The sequence below is a fragment of the Paraburkholderia podalyriae genome, from assembly GCF_014397785.1.
Taxonomy (GTDB): domain Bacteria; phylum Pseudomonadota; class Gammaproteobacteria; order Burkholderiales; family Burkholderiaceae; genus Paraburkholderia; species Paraburkholderia podalyriae.
In genome coordinates, this window is sequence record NZ_VZQQ01000002.1 from 159,631 (window position 1) to 174,923 (window position 15,293).

The window sequence follows — 15,293 nt, forward strand, 5'->3', positions numbered from 1 at the left end:
CGGTCGGACCGGGGAGGTCCGACCGCTGCGCGGATTACTGGGCGGTCTGCTGACGTTGGTACTCGTCGTGCTTCATTTGCATGTAGTCGGCGCGGCTGACCTCGTGCAACTGCCGCGGATACTGCTCGGTCGCATCGAACCAGTCGGTGAGGCGTTTGTCGAGGCGTGCGTTGGGCGGGCTGGAAAGCGCGCCGAGATAGGCATCGATGGCGAGGTAATAGCGCATCGTGTTGCGTTCGACCAGACCGCGCACGCCGCCGATGTATCGAGTCTCGTTCGTCGACGGATCGGGCGTCGAGGAAAAGCCGACCTTGTTGCTGCCGATCGTCGCCAGATAGGTTTTCATCGCAAACCGTCCGGCCGCGCCGTATCCGTAGGCGTAAGTCAGATGAATAAAGGTGCGGCTATCACCCACGGGTATCGCTTCCAGCACGATACGGTAGTCTTTCGTGCTCAGCGGACCGGTGGCGGCGGTGAGCTCGACGCGAAAATAATCCGGGGTGCTCGCGACCGCGCGATAGTTGAATTGCAGGCGGTAGGACGACGAAAGTGACTCCTCGGTTTTCTTGCCGATGTTGACGGTGAGAATCGTACCGCTGTCGCTGGTCGACGCATGGCAGTATTGCGTGTTCAGATGCAGGATCATCACGTCGCACCAGTTGGCCGGGCCATGAACCGGGTCGTTGAGCGCGCCGCTAACCACGGCGAAAGGATAGTTGAGCACACCGTAAATGTCCCCCTTGAGCGCCGACGGCAACTCCTGCGATTCGAGGTACAGCGGTCGCTGAAACTGGTTGTGCGCGAGTTGCTGCGTCAGATTTTGATATTTGTCGCGCAGGCGAGCGGCGCCGTCGTCCGCTTGCGCGAACGCACTCACGCACAACCAGCAGAACATCGTCGTCAAGACCACCCACCACGATTGCGCGCGTCGGTTGGCCGTTGGGGATTTAGCAAGTCTGCTCATGGACCTCCTCCTACTTTTGCTTGGGTTAGGTCTCACCCATCTTAGCTGCGAGCAGTCGTCACCAAGACCTCAAACGCACGCAGCCGGTCCATATTGCACTCCGATCATTCACAGAACGTGAATGATACCGCCATATTTTTGGTCTTTCTGCCACTAGAACGGAACCGTATAGTACGTTTCAACGGGCCGACGCATTGGGCACCGGCCGACGATGAAACCGGAGAAAGAACATGCAACGTCTGACAGGAAAAGTCGCTATCGTCACTGGGGCCAGCGCAGGTATCGGTCGTGCTGCCGCAAAATTGTTCGCAGCAGAAGGCGCAAAGCTCGTGTTGGCGGCACGTCGCGAAGCCGAACTCGAGACGCTCGTGGCTGAGATCGCACGCGAAGGCGGTACGGCTGTGTCGCTGGCAGGGGACGTGCAATCCGAAGAGTTCGCGAAATCGCTGGTCGCACTCGCCGTCAGCCGCTTCGGCCGTCTGGACATCGCCTACAACAATGCGGGGACGCTCGGGGAAATGGGACCGTCCACTGGCGTCTCGGAAGCAGGCTGGACAGCCACGCTAGCCACCAACCTGACGAGCGCGTTTCTCGGCGCCAAGTATCAGATTCCTGAAATGATCAAGCAAGGCGGTGGCTCGATCATCTTCACGTCGACGTTCGTCGGCTACTCGTTCGCCTTCCCTGGGAGTGCCGCCTATGCCGCGAGCAAAGCAGGACTGATCGGACTGACGCAAGCGCTCGCGGCTGAATACGGCCCGCAAGGCGTGCGCGTCAACGCGATCCTCCCGGGCGCAGTGGATACCGAGATGTATCGCGGCATGAACGATACGGCCGAATCGCAGACGTTCGTGACAGGACTGCACGCGCTGAAGCGGGTTGCCAAGCCGGAAGAAATCGCACGCTCGGCGCTCTACCTCGCTTCCGACGATTCGTCCTTCGTGACGGGTACGGCTTCGTTGGTCGACGGTGGGGTTTCGATTACGCGCACATGAGCTTGATGAAGACGGCGTCCGTGCGGGTGCCGGAGATTCGATGACAACGCACGAACGCGTGTTGGGCTTACGCGTCGATGATGTCGGCTCGCGTCCGGGAGTCTGGTCTCGGATGCGCGGCCGACATCGGAGCGTTCGGGCGAGCGGAGACTGACGTCGACTGATGGGCGAACACGGTCCGATGCTGAACCGACGACGCAGGTCATCATCGGCCCGGCAGCATTCGTCAGAAGACGCCCCACGACTGTCTCGACCCAATGCGAGGGCTATGGCAGGTTGCAAACTGGAAGGGCCATTCGCGCGGCGTCTCCGCCGGCGAGTTGCCGGCCTTTGCGGTCATTGATGTGTGGGTGTGCGGGAGTGGGCTGAAGACCGCTAACCGGGCATTCGCCAACCATCCGCCCTGAATCTCGTGCTCCGTTCGGCGAACGCGTACTTGCGACCCTGAACCGCCTTTCAGACTCGCGACACCACGACGGCCGCTTCGGAGGCGCAACCTGTCGTCTGGTGTCTGGCGATGCCCCGAAGCACACGGCGGATCGTCTAAACTGCAGAATTGACGAACATGGCCATTCGCTCGGCTACCCCGCCATGGCGCACATCTTCTTCGCTGCTTCGATTCAACGGCATATCGCAACGCCCGAACGCGAGATCGACGCGTGCACGCTCGGCGAAGCACTCGAGGCCGTCTTCGCCGCGCAACCTCGACTGCGCGGTTACATCTTTGACGATCAGGGCTCACTGCGAAGGCATCTCGCCGTGTTTGTCGACGGCCGGCCGGTGCGCGACCGACAACATCTGTCCGATGCGCTCGGCGAGGAAAGCCGGGTTTACGTCATACAGGCGTTGTCGGGCGGATAAGAAGGTTCCACTCGTACTCGAGCTTTGCATGGGACCAGAGTAAGCGCTAAAGCGCCAACTTGGGTCGACAGGAGACACTCGACATGAGCGATCGATTGCTTGTTGCAACCCGCAAGGGATTGTTCGTTCTGCAAGCCGACGGCGAGCGGGGCTGGACCCTCGGTGAGCCGTATTTCGTCGGTGAGCCGGTGAGCATGGTGCTGCCTGATCCGCGCGACGGATCGCTGTACGCCGCGCTCAATCTCGGCCACTTCGGCGTGAAGCTGCATCGCCGGCGCGCGGGCATGGCGGATTGGGAAGAGTGCGCGGTCCCCGTCTACCCGCCGCAGCCTGCCGACGAGACGCGTACCGGTGGCGGCGCGGACAATGCGAACGCGGCCGCGCCCAGTCCGCCGCCGCCGTCCTGGACGCTTCAGCAAATCTGGTCGCTCGAAACCGGCGGCCCGGACGAGCCGGGCGTCCTGTGGGCCGGCACGATTCCCGGTGGGCTCTTCCGTTCCGACGATGGCGGCGACACATGGGTGCTCAACCGTGCGCTGTGGGATCGCGCGGAGCGCCGCGAATGGTTCGGAGGCGGCTACGACGCGCCGGGCATCCATTCCGTGATGGTCGATCCGCGCAACAGCCGGCACGTGACGATCGGCGTGTCGTGCGGCGGCGTCTGGCAAACGGCCGACGGCGGTGCGACCTGGCGCCCGAGTGCCGAGGGCATGGAGGCCGACTACATGCCGCCAGAGCGGCGCGGCGACGCCAACGTGCAAGACCCGCACCGCGTCGTGCAATGCGCGGCAAATCCGGATGTGCTGTGGACACAGCATCACTGCGCGATCTTCCGCTCGACCGACGGCGCTGTCCACTGGCAGCGGATCGAAGCGCAGCCATCGAGCTTCGGCTTCGCGGTTGCCGTGCACCCGCGCGAGCCGGACACCGCGTGGTTTGTGCCCGCCGTGAAAGACCAGTACCGGATCCCGGTAGACGGCCAGTTCGTCGTCACGCGCACACGCGACGGAGGCCGCACGTTCGAGCGTTTCTCGAACGGGTTGCCGCCTGCACCGGCGTATGACCTCGTGTATCGGCACGGGCTCGCTGTAGATGACTCCGGCACGCGCCTCGCGATGGGGTCGACCACCGGCGCGTTATGGACGTCCGACGATGGCGGCGAAAGCTGGCATTTGATTTCAGCGCATTTGCCGCCGGTATATTGTGTTCGGTTTGGATGAGGGCGCCCGGCGGGCTGGTGAGACATGAAACACGCCTCCATTGCCATTCATGCGCCGGACATAGCCTGAATCCGTGCATCGGCGTGATGGATCGATACTTCGGGCCATACGCGCCGGCGAACCGCTTTGTGTAGCTCGGCTTGTCACAAGAGACCTTTTGACACTTCGCCGAACGTCTGATCAGCACCAGTCGTCACGCGGACGCCCCTGCGCGGGAGACAGCTTGTGGCGGAGGACGCAGTTCATTTTCGCCAAACGGTATCGTCGGCAACGCACGAACTTCCAGCAAACAGTCGCGGAGCTTGCGCAAAGTCTGTGCCGCGTCGAGCGTGCATCGTCCCGAGGCGATACGTGTCACAAATGGCCAAATGCGGTGGAATAATGGCGCGCCGTGGGCGTTTGTAGATTAGGCGTCGCGTGCAAGGCCGCGAAGCCGTGGAACCGCGAAACGGAATCGTCAGCCGCGCACAGCGGTTGCGTCCCCGTTTTGCAGGAGGTTGTCTGTCCTTTTTGTAAACGTTCACCGGCGTCGCGGCACTTGCCGCTAGCGATCCACGACTCGCCGGCTCAACGCGTGGCCGCGCGACAAGTCAGTCGCGTTTGCCGTGCAGGAGAGTTCTAAATGAAAGTATCAAGACTGCTATCGGCCGTATGCGTGATCATCGCGCTAGGAGTCGCATCGTTGTCGTTGGCCGCGTGCCAGTCCATGGGCGACACGAGCTCGTCGGGCAGCAGCAGCGGCACCAGCAGCGGCGGCGGCTATTGATGCGCGCTCGGGCGACCGTCGGCGCCGCGTGAACCCCGAAGGGGAAGTGATATCGCGGCTCCCGCAGCCGCGGCGCTATGCGAGTGCGCTGACGGGCGACTCAGTCTGGGCTGACCATCTGGTTCACGATACGGCCGAGCGGGCGCTCGCGCGCTGGAAAGGCTTCGGCCCGACCGCAATCTGCGTGCATGGCTGCTGACGGTCCTGCGACACATTGTCTGACAGGCTCGTGAGGAAAATGCCGGCATCTTCTTCTGGGACGAATCTGGCTTTCGGGCCGCTTCTTGAGTAGAGCAGCCGGTTGAATGACCATCTAAGCGCACGGGCGAACGACCTTAGGTGGCCGAGCCCGGAAGCTCAATCAAGCGGTGACTCCCGCCTTCTTTCGTCCAGCAGGCGTAGTTTGTCGCGACGACGGCGCGCCAGAAAATGGCTTAGTTTTGGACGTTTTTCCCGTAATCTTCCCAGTACCGAAGCGGATCGCGATATTGTGGATAGTGTACGTTGAGCCACGCCGACAGTCTGGCCCAGTCTGGATGGTTGGTACCGGTTTGGGCAGACCATATTGACGATCTTTCAAGAACCTGACCGTTCAAGCGATCACGGACAACCAGGCTGGCCAGTCCGCTTGAACTGTTCGTCTGTGATTCAATCAGATACCGCGGCAGAATCCTGAGCTCCGCGTCCTCCGCCCACCCGTATACCGCGCGAACTACGCCGGTGGAATCTCGCAACTCCGTGGGTCCACTTCCAGGCCGAACGGCTGTCCAACCCTCAGGAAACTCAGCGACAACCTCGTTTTTTCCTTCCCTTACCCACTTCGCGTGCCATGCTTTCGCCATCGCCTCGCGTACGTGAGACACCGACTCGTAGCCAGTAGGCAACTCGATCGCCATCGGAAGAGTAATGAGGTTGTCCTTCCAGAGTTTGGTTTCGTTGTCGACGCGCTCGACTACGTCGAACGCCCCGGCTTCGAATGGGTTCTCGGGCCGGTGGCTTACTTTCACGTTCCCGTTGGGCAGGCCTTCGAAAAGGCGCTCAGCATCGTGGCGGGTGAGTTTTGTCTTTCCTTTCTTCATGGTCTCACTACAGCAAGATTGTCTCACTAAGATTGAGGCTCTGACGTCCAAACTCGGGCGCCACGTCCTCTCGGTGCGCGAAGATGCGCGCGATTCTATTCTGCGCCATTTGCCTGTTACCGGCTCGCGGGGTCGCAATGGCGCGGCTTATGCCGGTTCATACCGCCGGACCTCAGATGGATCGAGCAACGCAAGTCAGAGGATGAGCGGACAGGCGATTATCGACTTCTCGCTAACGCTCATTCTACGAGACCGGTTAACGAAGGAGGTGGCAGAATCCGGGCAACTGAATGCCCGAATACGACCCGATCCGGCCGTTGGATCCCGCACTAGCTTAACGGCAGCTTTCGAGGGTTGAACGGCCCTTCCTGCCGCCGCGGCGACCGACACACACATCCCGCTTGAAGAGGTACCAGCAGGCCCCGGGTGCATGCGCAAATACCGGTTTGTCTTGGAAACGCGCTGCTACACTTTTAGTCCGTGTTGTGCGGTATGGGGCTTTCGCGCCTTGCCTGGTCGCAACAACCTGCGTTCCGCGGCAACGACTTTCCACGAACCACGTTTCGGGAGGGATCATGTCGCGTCATTCATCCAGACTGGCGATCCAGTCGCCCCCAACCCCACGCAATCGGCTGTGCTTTACGCTGGCGTATGCCGGCGCGGCACTCCGCGCGCCTCGGTCGCGGCCTTCCGCGTGGAAGCGTGTTCTGCGCCCGCTGCCGCTTGCGCTATCGGTGCCGCTCGCGCTCACCGCGTGGTGCGTGCCGATGGCCCACGCGGCCGGACCGCTGCCGCAGGGCGGCGCCTTCGTCCGGGGCCAGGGCGCGATGACGAGCGGCACCACTTCGCTAACGATCGACCAGTCCTCGTCCCGCGGCGTGATCGACTGGCACAGCTTCTCGATCGGCAACGGCAACACCGTCGCCTTCAACAACGGGTCGGGCGCGACGCTGAACCGTATAACGGGCGGCGATCCGTCATCGATTCTTGGCAAGCTCACCGCCACCGGCAGCCTCTACCTGATCAATCCGCAAGGCATCCTCGTGGGGCACTCGGGCGTCGTCAGCACGGGCGGACGTTTCGTCGCGTCCACCCTGGAGATCTGCAACGACGCCTTCATCAACGGCGGTGATGCACTGACGCTGTCGGGCAAGTCGGACGCGAGCGTGATCAACCTCGGCAGGATCAGCTCCAGCGGCGGCGATGTGTTCCTGATCGCGCGTCAGGCAGTCGTTAACGCGGGCACGGTAAAAGCACCCAGCGGCACGGTGGAACTGGCGGCTGGCGAGACGGTGCTGTTACAGGACTCGGCCAGCAGCAGGCAGGTGTTCGTGCAGGCAGGCAGTCACGGCACCGTCGTCAATGAGGGGCGCATCAAGGCCGCGCAGGTCAGTCTTCAGGCTGCCGACGGGAACGTCTACGCGCTCGCGGGCGGCGGCACGCGCATCCGCGCAACGGGCACGACAACGCGCGATGGCCACGTCTGGCTCATCGCGGACAGCGGCCTGGTCAGGCAGCAAGGCAGGATCGCGGCAACGAATGCGGACGGCAGCGGCGGCACGGTCGACACGCAGGCGGCGCAGCTGGCGTTCGGCAGGCACGCAGCGGTTCACGCGGGCCAGTGGAATGTATCCACTCCTGAGTGGACCATTGATGACGCCGCCGCACGGGCGTTGCAGCGCAGCCTGAGCGCGGGCACCTCGGTCGATGTCACGACCACAGGGGGCAACGGCGTAACGGGCGACCTGGGCATCGCTTCGAGCCTGCGCTGGCAGGGCCCGGCTTCGCTCACGCTTGCGGGATATCGCCATGTCTCGGTCACGACCGGCACGACGATCGCGAACGAGGGCGCGGGCAATCTGACCCTGCGCGCCGACGCGGCGGGCATCGACAACGGCGGCAGCGTGGCCAACCACGGCACGATCGACTGGTCGGGCAGCACCGGCATCGTGAGTGCACTCCACGACATGAACGGTTCCTATGTACCGGGCACCATTCTCGTCAACCCTGCATGGGTTGCGCCGCAGGACACCGGCCTGGTCACCCAGGTGACAAACTACGCGCTCGTCAACTCACCGGGCGACCTGAATGCCATCCAGTCCAATCTGGCGGGCAACTATGCGCTGGGCAAGGACGTCGATCTTACCTCCGGGCCCGGCGCCTTCAACTCGGGCTTAGGCGATTATCCGTTTGCCCCCTATTCCGGACAGTTCGACGGAATGAGACACACAATTTCCAACCTGAGGTTATCAACGTCGTCGGGGCTGTTTGCGTACCTCGGGCCGACAGGTGTCGTGCGCAACCTGACGGTGGAGGGCAGTGTCAGCACCACGCAGCTCGGCAGTCTCTCCGGCATTCTCGTTGGGGACAATGAAGGTACGATCGCCTCGTCGCACACAGCCGGCGTCATCACTGCAACCGAGGCTGATGCGACGGGCGGGCTGGTCGGAGCCAATTCCGGCATCATCACACGATCATCCAGCAGTGCCCAGGTTATTTCCGACGGAACTGTGGGAGGCCTCGTCGGAACAAACGCCTTCCTCCGCCAGACCTTCTCCCCAGCAGAGATTCGGCAGTCGTATGCTTCAGGCGACGTCGTTGCAACCCGCTTCGGAGTTGGCGGACTGGTTGGCTACAATTTTGGCGATATCACGCAGTCGTACTCGACCGCTACGGCACACGTCGTGCCGAACTGCAACAGCCTCGGTAACTGCGGGGGCGGTCTGGTTGGCACGAACTCGGGCACGATCAGTCAGTCGTTTGCCACCGGCAGGATCGATCAGCCGGCCGGACCGGCAAATGGGCCGGCCGGCGTCGTCGGACTGAATGCCGTCTATGGTGTTCCACCCCAACCCATCATTAGCAATGACGTGTACTGGAATACGCAGACGACCGGCGCCCCTGTCGGCGTGCTCGCCACGGCATTCGGTGCGTCTGTGGGCGGCGCCCAGGGCCTGACCACCGCTCAGATGAGCACGCCATCGAGCTTCGGCCCGACGTACGATTTCAGCCCGCATGGGATCTGGGCTATGCCGCCGGGAGGAACGCATCCTGTTTTGCGCTGGCAGCTAGCGCACTGAACCTGACCGAGGCGCACTGATTCCGACACGTTGCTGTACAGTGAAATGGAAACGACGTCGGGGGAAATGTCCATTGCCTGGGCAAAGCCGACATTCGAACGTCCGCGTGAAAGCATGGGCGAACGTCCGTAGTTGGCCGGCCTCTGCCTGACGCGATCAGCTCAGGTCGGCCTTGTGAACTGACTATCGAGTTTCGCGCAAAGCGGCCGTTATCATGCACATCCAGTATCAGGCGGCCGAGACCAGCACTGGTGTGCCGAGACAGAAGTCGTGCAGCTGTCAAGTCGATCGACGTCCATACTTCCAGGTAGCTGCGTCAACGGCAACACTCAAGTTTTTCTCTTCTGCTGTCGTATACCCGGAATGTGTCGGGTAACGCATTACGCCCCTCATCCTGTCGACGCCGACGACTCCCTCATCCGGAAAATCAGATTTGGCGTAAGCCCTGACAACGACTCCTATCGGATTGGTAATGAGAAAGTACTTAGGGCTAAGCTGAACAAGCCACCAAATCGGCGACGTGTCAGCGACCCTGACCAATGCGTCCGTCGAACGTGACGTGCTTCCCGCCTGGGATAAGCAGAAAGCGACCGAGTGGTGGACTAATCACTGAGTTCGCTGTCGCCGTGTCCGTTGCGCACACGACGGCCGTGTCACTGCGTGATCGCCCGCCGCACATTACGGGCGATCCACGCCGTAAGACCGGAGCGGCCCGCGATCGAAAGGGTACGACGCGGCCCAAGCACGATGCCACCGATCACCAGCGCGAGGAGCAGCGCGACATGCGGCGCCTCGACGAGCGACGCGAGTACGGTGCTGGCCGATGACCGCAAGGCCCCCCGCGCCGCCGGCAATGCGGCAGTCTGGTTCGCCAGGACCAATGCGGTTCGCGATGCCTCCATGCGTTCCAGAATAGTCACCCGGGCAAGCTCGTGCGCATGATTTGACTGATTCATTTGAGCGACTCCCTGAGAGCGTCGAGATCGCTGTCAATCTCGGCCTTGAGGACGTGAAGCGATTGCGCCGGTTTCTGCGCCCGCACGACGAGGAAAGAAACGATGCAGACGAGCAGCCACGCGCCGGCCACACCCCACACCACCGCAAGAAAGTAAGGCGTCTGCCACGCTGTAGCGATGATCGCGATACAAATGAAGGACAGCGTGAACAGGCCCGCGACTGCCAACGCCACGAGTGCGCTCAGCTCGCGCACCAGACGCTTTCGCGTCTCCTCGACTTCCAACGCGATCAGCTCGCTATAGTCGGTGACACGCTCGACGCAGAATCGCCCGACGTTGCGCCACCTCGTGACCTTCGCATGGATCGACATCCTGTTCTCCTCACGATTCGTTTGCGCCGGCCGGAATCTGCAGAGACTTCGTTCATCGACCGATAGAGCGAAGCGACGCCAGCGCTGAACGCACCGCAAGAGCCGGACCCGCGCTAGCCGATCGCACGCCGCGTGCCCGTTCCCGGACGGACGCCCGCACGCGTCCGCCATGGCGGCACAGGGCTTGCTCGAATCGGAGCAGACCATTTGCTCCGCGAGGACAGCATGACTCCGCTCCCCCCAACCGATCGCAGTGACCGCACCGACGGCGATAGCATCGGCGACACCGGCTCCGATATGGCTACCCCGGACGGACGCGCGATGCCGGCCACGCGTGAGAACCCCGGCCCGCAACACGCGATGCACGACGCGCACCGCGGCGCACTGATCACGGTGACCGCGCATCAGAACGCCCGAGACGCCTGGATCGCCGACGTGTCGATTTCCTGCGAGGGTCGGCCGATGGCGCTACCCGCGGGTCTGGCCAATGCGGAGCCCGTGACGCCGGAATGGCTCACCGAGGCCGAAGCGTTGCGCGCCGGCATTGAACGGGGCCGCTATCTGATCGACCGGACGCTGGGCGACGCCTCCACACCGCTGTCGGCGCCGCAGCGGCGCTTTGACGAATAACGGTGATTGGCGCTTCGCCCTTGGCTTGCGATCCTCGTTGCCGGTGATCGGTGCGACCGCCTTGCCGCGCTGCCCGATACCGAAGCAGGCCTAGCTCGCCGCGCTCAACCGTCTTGCGTCCGCGATGCCGACCACGGCCCGCAAGTCGTCCGGATGTACCATCAATTCGCGGACCTCGCGCAGCGTCGCGTACTGGTCGAACACCGGCTGCCATCTGGGCGATTCGAGCAACTGACGCCACACCGGCTCCAGCACCGTGCAATCGGCGTCGCGCCCGTCCGCCAATGCGTTCGCGAAATCGAGGCTGGCGTGCGCCGACAGCAGCTGCATCCGGCTCGCCGGACTCAGCACGCGCGGCGCCGCTTCGACGGGCGCGTCGCAGCAATAGAGCACGGTCCTGCGAAGACCGGCCCTGTCGCTCGTCAGCGCGGCGAGCGACGCGCCGCCCAGCCGCACCGTCCCCTGCTGCGTCCGGAACGAGTAGACGGTATGCGGGTCCGCGTGCGCCAGCAGCGTCAATCCACGCACGAGCCGCGGCAGATCGGTGGTGGCCGCGTCGACCGATGCCTTGGCTTCGACGAGCAGGCACAGGTCCCACGCCGCCGCGTCGGCCGGGGGCTGCGCCTGGCGCAGCAGCACCACATCCCATTCGGTTTTCGCGCGCTCGTGGCTCGCGGGTATCGTGGCCGGCACGCGCATCGAGTTCACGACACGATACGTAGCGACCACTCCAGGCGCGTCGTTGAGGCGCCGCGCGAGTGCGTCGAGCGCATCGGTGGCCGACGCTTCGACCGCGGCGCCGCGCTGCTTCGAACTCAAGCCTCGCGCAACGGCAGTCGAGCTTCCCGGTCGTGGCCCCTGGCGATCCCATAGCGACTGGTAGTGACGCACGCGCTCGTCGGACGTGAGCCCGTCAAGGCGCCGCAAGCGCTGCAACGCGGCACTCTCGAACAATTGCGCGAGGCCGCGTTGCAGCGCCGCATCGTGCGCGATTTGCGGCGTATCGATGCAAGCTTGCACGGCCTCGCTCAGCTCGGGCCACGCTTCGGCGAACGCGAGCGCGTGCAGCCGCGCCAACGCGTCGCGTTGCGGGCCGGGCAGCCGGCGCTGCTGTTTGGCCGGATGAGCGATCGCATTGACGGCCGCGTAGATCAGCCGGCGATCGACGCTCGCGTGCGCGGCCAGCGACGCATACTCGCGCACCACCGCGCTGCGATGCCGTAGCAGCATCGCCTGAAACACCGGGTCGCCGCCTTCCTCACGCATCGCCTCGCGAATCATGCGCGCGAGCGCCTCGATGAAGAACTGCTGATTCGCCGCATCCGGCGCTTCACCGCGAGCGCTCGTCTCGCGAGCCTGCTCGATGGCGAGCGCGAGCACCGTGGCGGGACTCGCTTGCTGCGCCGGCGCGCAGACCGCCGCCAGCGCCGGCAGGCGATAACGACGCGCGACAGTGTCGAGCATCTCGGCGAGCAATGAAGGCGATGGCGTCACGGACATGGCGATATGTCGATAAGTTGGCGAAGTAACTGTACATGAACGTTCGGTGCGGCGCGCGAACCGGGCAGTTCCGATAAAACATTACAAAAAACGCACATTAATCGAGCCGACAATTACATTTTCCCGACATTAAACATGGATTGCGAATTCAGCACGAATATTGCCGTCGGGATTAACACGGAGAAAACCGGCTTCAACCATGCAGATGCTTAACGCTCGGCGTACACTCGCCGGGAAGCGCTTGCCATAAGGCGCGAGGGCAATGGTGCCGCCCGCGCTCAAACGCGGGTTTGTCGAGACTCAGGAGAACAATCAATGAGCTGGACTCGGGAACAGAGAAACGTCACGATCGCCGCCTATCTTGGCTGGACCCTCGACGCATTCGATTTCTTTCTGATGGTGTTCGTATTGAAAGATATCGCGCAGGAGTTCAATACGGACATTCCGTCGGTCGCGGTCGCGATCATGCTGACCTTGATGATGCGTCCACTCGGCGCATTGATTTTCGGCTGGCTCGCCGATAAATACGGCCGCCGACCGACGCTGATGGTCAACATCGCGTGCTTCTCGCTGCTCGAACTGCTGTCCGGTCTGTCGCCGAACCTGATGACGCTGCTCGTGCTGCGCGCGCTGTTCGGTATCGCGATGGGCGGCGAATGGGGGGTCGGCGGCGCGCTGACCATGGAAACCGTGCCGCCGAAGTCGCGCGGCATCGTCTCGGGTCTGCTGCAGGCTGGTTATCCGAGCGGCTACCTGCTTGCGTCGGTCGTGTTCGGCGTGTTCTATCAATACATCGGCTGGCGCGGCATGTTCTTCGTCGGCGTGCTGCCCGCGCTACTGGTGCTGTACATTCGCGCGCACGTGCCGGAGTCGCCCGCGTTCCAGACGCTCGAAAAGAAGGTGCGTCCCGGCCTCGTCGCGACGCTCAGGAAGAACGTCGGCCTGTCGATCTACGCGATCATCCTGATGACCGCGTTCAACTTCTTCTCGCACGGCTCGCAGGATCTGTATCCGACCTTCCTGCGCGTACAGCATAAGTTCGACGCGCACACGGTGTCGTGGATCACGATCACACTGAACATCGGCGCGATCTGCGGGGGTCTGTTCTTCGGCTGGGCGTCGGAGAAAATCGGCCGCAAGCGCGCGATTTTCATCTCCGCGCTGATCGCGCTGCCGGTGCTGCCGCTGTGGGCATTCTCCACCACGCCGATCCTGCTCGCGCTCGGCGCGTTCCTGATGCAGATCTCGGTGCAAGGCGCCTGGGGCGTGATTCCGGTGCACCTGAACGAAATCTCGCCCGATGAAATCCGCGCGACGTTCCCTGGTCTCGTCTATCAGTTGGGCAATCTGATCGCGTCGGTCAACGGTCCGCTGCAAGCGAAAATCGCCGAAGTGCACAACAACGACTACGCGCTCGTGATGGCGGTCGTGATCGGCATCGTCGTGATCGTGATCTGCGGGCTGATTCCGTTCAGCCGCGAGCGTCGCGGCATCGACATGACGCAGTCCGCGCGTGAAATCGTCGGCGCGGGTTCGACGGGCGGCGCGGCCGGAGGACAACGCGTTTAGGAGCTTCAAGGGTTCGAACCGCCGCGACGCGAATAGGCGTCAACGCGGCAAAGCCGGGTGAACCCGGTCGAGCGCGCGGCCGGATTACATCGCAACGCAATACGAGGCCGTTCCGGTTTATTCGGAACGGCCTTTTTTATTTTCCGCGCGGCACGACCCCGTCAGGTCTTCTAGAGGAGTTAGTCGAGCCCGGTTCTTGATCGCACCGGCTATTCTTTCTTATCCTGAAAAAAACGGTTGTTTCAAAAATTAATTTGAATCGCTTGTTGGCGAGCCGGCAGCGCCGGCAACTGGGAGACGCAACATGGCAGTTCGCGCAGCAGGCCGGCATGCCGCCGATACGAAGTCGCGCATTCTCGACACCGCGGAGACGCTGTTCATCGAATGCGGTTATCAGGCGATGTCGCTGCGCCAGATCACTTCGCGCGCCGAGGTCAATCTCGCGGCGGTCAACTATCACTTCGGCAGCAAGGAAGCGCTGATTCATTCGATGCTGTCGCGCCGGCTCGATCGACTCAACCTGGAGCGCCTGAAGCTGCTCGACCGCTTCGACGCGATGCTCAGCGCGCGCCTCACCTGCGAGCACGTGCTCGGCGCGATGTTCATTCCTGCGCTGCGTCTGTCGCGCGATCCGCGCGTCGGCGGCAACGCGTTTCTGCGCCTCCTCGGGCGCGCCTACACCGATCCGTCGTCGTTCATTCGCGAGTATCTGAACGCGCATTACGAGTCGTTGGCCGTGCGCTTCTTTGACGCGTTCCAGCGCGCGCTGCCGCATCTGCCGCGCAAGGAGCTCGGCTGGCGGCTCCATTTCGCGATCGGCGCGCTGTCGGGCGTGCTCGCCGGCACCGATAGCGACAGCCTGATTTCCGAGTTCTCGCAAGGCAAGTCGACGAACGATCTGCAACTGATCGTGCGCCTCGCGTCGCCGATGATCGCCGCGCTGAAGGCGCCGCTGCCCGACGACACGCAACTGGCCGCGTTCGCCGCGGTGCTTGGCGATGCGACCGACGGCGACGTGCAAGAGGCGATCGCTTGTGCGCAAAAAGACACGAGCGGCGAGACGGCCCCGTTCACTGCGTCGCGCGACGCGTTGGACGCGACGCATCGCAGCCCCTCCGACGGCCAAAGCAATCGCGGCAATCTCGAAGCGGCGTCGGCAAGCGGTCAGCAAGCGTTGCACGGCGCCGCCTGACGGCGTCTGTCGAACCGGCAAGACATTGCCAACGCCGCACGCGGGAACGCGGCTCGCAGGTGGCCTGGCGATTGCATCACCGCAGAGGAGACCAACGGAAGATCGACAGC

Annotated in this window: 13 protein-coding genes and 1 pseudogene; 9 read left to right on the forward strand and 5 right to left on the reverse strand. The window is 63.1% G+C overall.

Features of this window, described 5'->3' with window-relative positions; translation table 11 throughout:
* Nucleotides 1–34 precede the first annotated feature (34 nt).
* The gene (locus tag F6X42_RS02960) at nucleotides 35–964 is read right to left on the reverse strand and encodes a hypothetical protein (RefSeq protein ID WP_187632773.1); all 930 of its coding nucleotides are present in this window, start codon (nucleotides 962–964) and stop codon (nucleotides 35–37) included.
* 230 nt (nucleotides 965–1,194) lie between these two features.
* Here F6X42_RS02960 and F6X42_RS02965 point away from each other — a divergent pair, with 230 nt between their 5' ends.
* The 5 genes and pseudogenes from F6X42_RS02965 to F6X42_RS43770 all read left to right on the forward strand — a co-directional run.
* A complete protein-coding gene (locus F6X42_RS02965; RefSeq protein ID WP_187632774.1) occupies nucleotides 1,195–1,959 on the forward strand; it encodes an SDR family oxidoreductase in 765 nt (254 codons plus the stop codon).
* Between the two features lie 591 nt (nucleotides 1,960–2,550).
* Nucleotides 2,551–2,820, forward strand: coding sequence for a MoaD/ThiS family protein (locus F6X42_RS02970; protein WP_187632775.1), 270 nt, complete (start codon nucleotides 2,551–2,553; stop codon nucleotides 2,818–2,820).
* Between the two features lie 83 nt (nucleotides 2,821–2,903).
* Nucleotides 2,904–4,040, forward strand: coding sequence for a WD40/YVTN/BNR-like repeat-containing protein (locus F6X42_RS02975; RefSeq protein WP_187632776.1), 1,137 nt, complete (start codon nucleotides 2,904–2,906; stop codon nucleotides 4,038–4,040).
* Between the two features lie 622 nt (nucleotides 4,041–4,662).
* Nucleotides 4,663–4,806, forward strand: a complete 144-nt coding sequence (locus tag F6X42_RS02980; protein ID WP_187632777.1) for a hypothetical protein — start codon at nucleotides 4,663–4,665, stop codon at nucleotides 4,804–4,806.
* Between the two features lie 28 nt (nucleotides 4,807–4,834).
* Nucleotides 4,835–5,022, forward strand: a pseudogene (locus tag F6X42_RS43770) (sigma factor); the annotation flags it as partial.
* 218 nt (nucleotides 5,023–5,240) lie between these two features.
* Here F6X42_RS43770 and F6X42_RS02985 read toward each other — a convergent pair.
* Nucleotides 5,241–5,885 carry a hypothetical protein gene (locus tag F6X42_RS02985; protein WP_187632778.1) on the reverse strand — a complete coding sequence of 215 codons (645 nt, stop codon included), beginning with the start codon at nucleotides 5,883–5,885 and terminating at the stop codon, nucleotides 5,241–5,243.
* Nucleotides 5,886–6,460: 575 nt separating this feature from the next.
* Here F6X42_RS02985 and F6X42_RS02990 point away from each other — a divergent pair.
* Nucleotides 6,461–8,965, forward strand: a complete 2,505-nt coding sequence (locus F6X42_RS02990) for a two-partner secretion domain-containing protein (RefSeq protein WP_446686571.1) — start codon at nucleotides 6,461–6,463, stop codon at nucleotides 8,963–8,965.
* A 653-nt stretch (nucleotides 8,966–9,618) separates the two neighbouring features.
* Here F6X42_RS02990 and F6X42_RS02995 read toward each other — a convergent pair.
* Together F6X42_RS02995 and F6X42_RS03000 are read right to left on the reverse strand one after the other, a co-directional pair.
* Entirely contained in the window at nucleotides 9,619–9,921 is a 303-nt protein-coding gene (locus tag F6X42_RS02995) for a hypothetical protein (protein ID WP_246529928.1), read from the reverse strand.
* On the reverse strand, nucleotides 9,918–10,292 hold the full coding sequence (locus F6X42_RS03000; protein ID WP_187632779.1) for a phage holin family protein: 375 nt from the start codon (nucleotides 10,290–10,292) through the stop codon (nucleotides 9,918–9,920). The genes F6X42_RS02995 and F6X42_RS03000 overlap by 4 nt, the downstream gene beginning before the upstream one ends.
* Nucleotides 10,293–10,517: 225 nt before the next feature.
* Between F6X42_RS03000 and F6X42_RS03005 the strand changes: the two genes are divergently transcribed.
* Nucleotides 10,518–10,922, forward strand: coding sequence for a DUF6566 family protein (locus tag F6X42_RS03005; RefSeq protein ID WP_187632780.1), 405 nt, complete (start codon nucleotides 10,518–10,520; stop codon nucleotides 10,920–10,922).
* Between the two features lie 90 nt (nucleotides 10,923–11,012).
* On the opposite strand, the gene F6X42_RS03010 is transcribed toward F6X42_RS03005, so the two are convergent.
* Entirely contained in the window at nucleotides 11,013–12,422 is a 1,410-nt protein-coding gene (locus F6X42_RS03010) for a 3-deoxy-D-arabino-heptulosonate 7-phosphate synthase (RefSeq protein WP_187632781.1), read from the reverse strand.
* A gap of 315 nt (nucleotides 12,423–12,737) precedes the next feature.
* Between F6X42_RS03010 and F6X42_RS03015 the strand changes: the two genes are divergently transcribed.
* Nucleotides 12,738–13,991: an MFS transporter gene (locus F6X42_RS03015; protein ID WP_187632782.1), complete on the forward strand. Its 1,254-nt coding sequence runs from the start codon at nucleotides 12,738–12,740 to the stop codon at nucleotides 13,989–13,991.
* A 304-nt stretch (nucleotides 13,992–14,295) separates the two neighbouring features.
* On the forward strand, nucleotides 14,296–15,183 hold the full coding sequence (locus tag F6X42_RS03020; RefSeq protein ID WP_187632783.1) for a TetR/AcrR family transcriptional regulator: 888 nt from the start codon (nucleotides 14,296–14,298) through the stop codon (nucleotides 15,181–15,183).
* Nucleotides 15,184–15,293: the final 110 nt, after the last annotated feature.

Bases quoted from the DNA above. Each gene is read 5' to 3' on its own strand.
- F6X42_RS02985 (WP_187632778.1), bottom strand. From the start codon at position 5,885: ATGAAGAAAGGAAAGACAAAACTCACCCGCCACGATGCTGAGCGCCTT.
- F6X42_RS02980 (WP_187632777.1), top strand. From the start codon at position 4,663: ATGAAAGTATCAAGACTGCTATCGGCCGTATGCGTGATCATCGCGCTA.
- F6X42_RS02970 (WP_187632775.1), top strand. From the start codon at position 2,551: ATGGCGCACATCTTCTTCGCTGCTTCGATTCAACGGCATATCGCAACG.
- F6X42_RS03020 (WP_187632783.1), top strand. From the start codon at position 14,296: ATGGCAGTTCGCGCAGCAGGCCGGCATGCCGCCGATACGAAGTCGCGC.
- F6X42_RS02990 (WP_446686571.1), top strand. From the start codon at position 6,461: ATGTCGCGTCATTCATCCAGACTGGCGATCCAGTCGCCCCCAACCCCA.
- F6X42_RS02995 (WP_246529928.1), bottom strand. From the start codon at position 9,921: ATGAATCAGTCAAATCATGCGCACGAGCTTGCCCGGGTGACTATTCTG.
- F6X42_RS03010 (WP_187632781.1), bottom strand. From the start codon at position 12,422: ATGTCCGTGACGCCATCGCCTTCATTGCTCGCCGAGATGCTCGACACT.
- F6X42_RS03000 (WP_187632779.1), bottom strand. From the start codon at position 10,292: ATGTCGATCCATGCGAAGGTCACGAGGTGGCGCAACGTCGGGCGATTC.
- F6X42_RS02960 (WP_187632773.1), bottom strand. From the start codon at position 964: ATGAGCAGACTTGCTAAATCCCCAACGGCCAACCGACGCGCGCAATCG.
- F6X42_RS03005 (WP_187632780.1), top strand. From the start codon at position 10,518: ATGACTCCGCTCCCCCCAACCGATCGCAGTGACCGCACCGACGGCGAT.
- F6X42_RS03015 (WP_187632782.1), top strand. From the start codon at position 12,738: ATGAGCTGGACTCGGGAACAGAGAAACGTCACGATCGCCGCCTATCTT.
- F6X42_RS02965 (WP_187632774.1), top strand. From the start codon at position 1,195: ATGCAACGTCTGACAGGAAAAGTCGCTATCGTCACTGGGGCCAGCGCA.
- F6X42_RS02975 (WP_187632776.1), top strand. From the start codon at position 2,904: ATGAGCGATCGATTGCTTGTTGCAACCCGCAAGGGATTGTTCGTTCTG.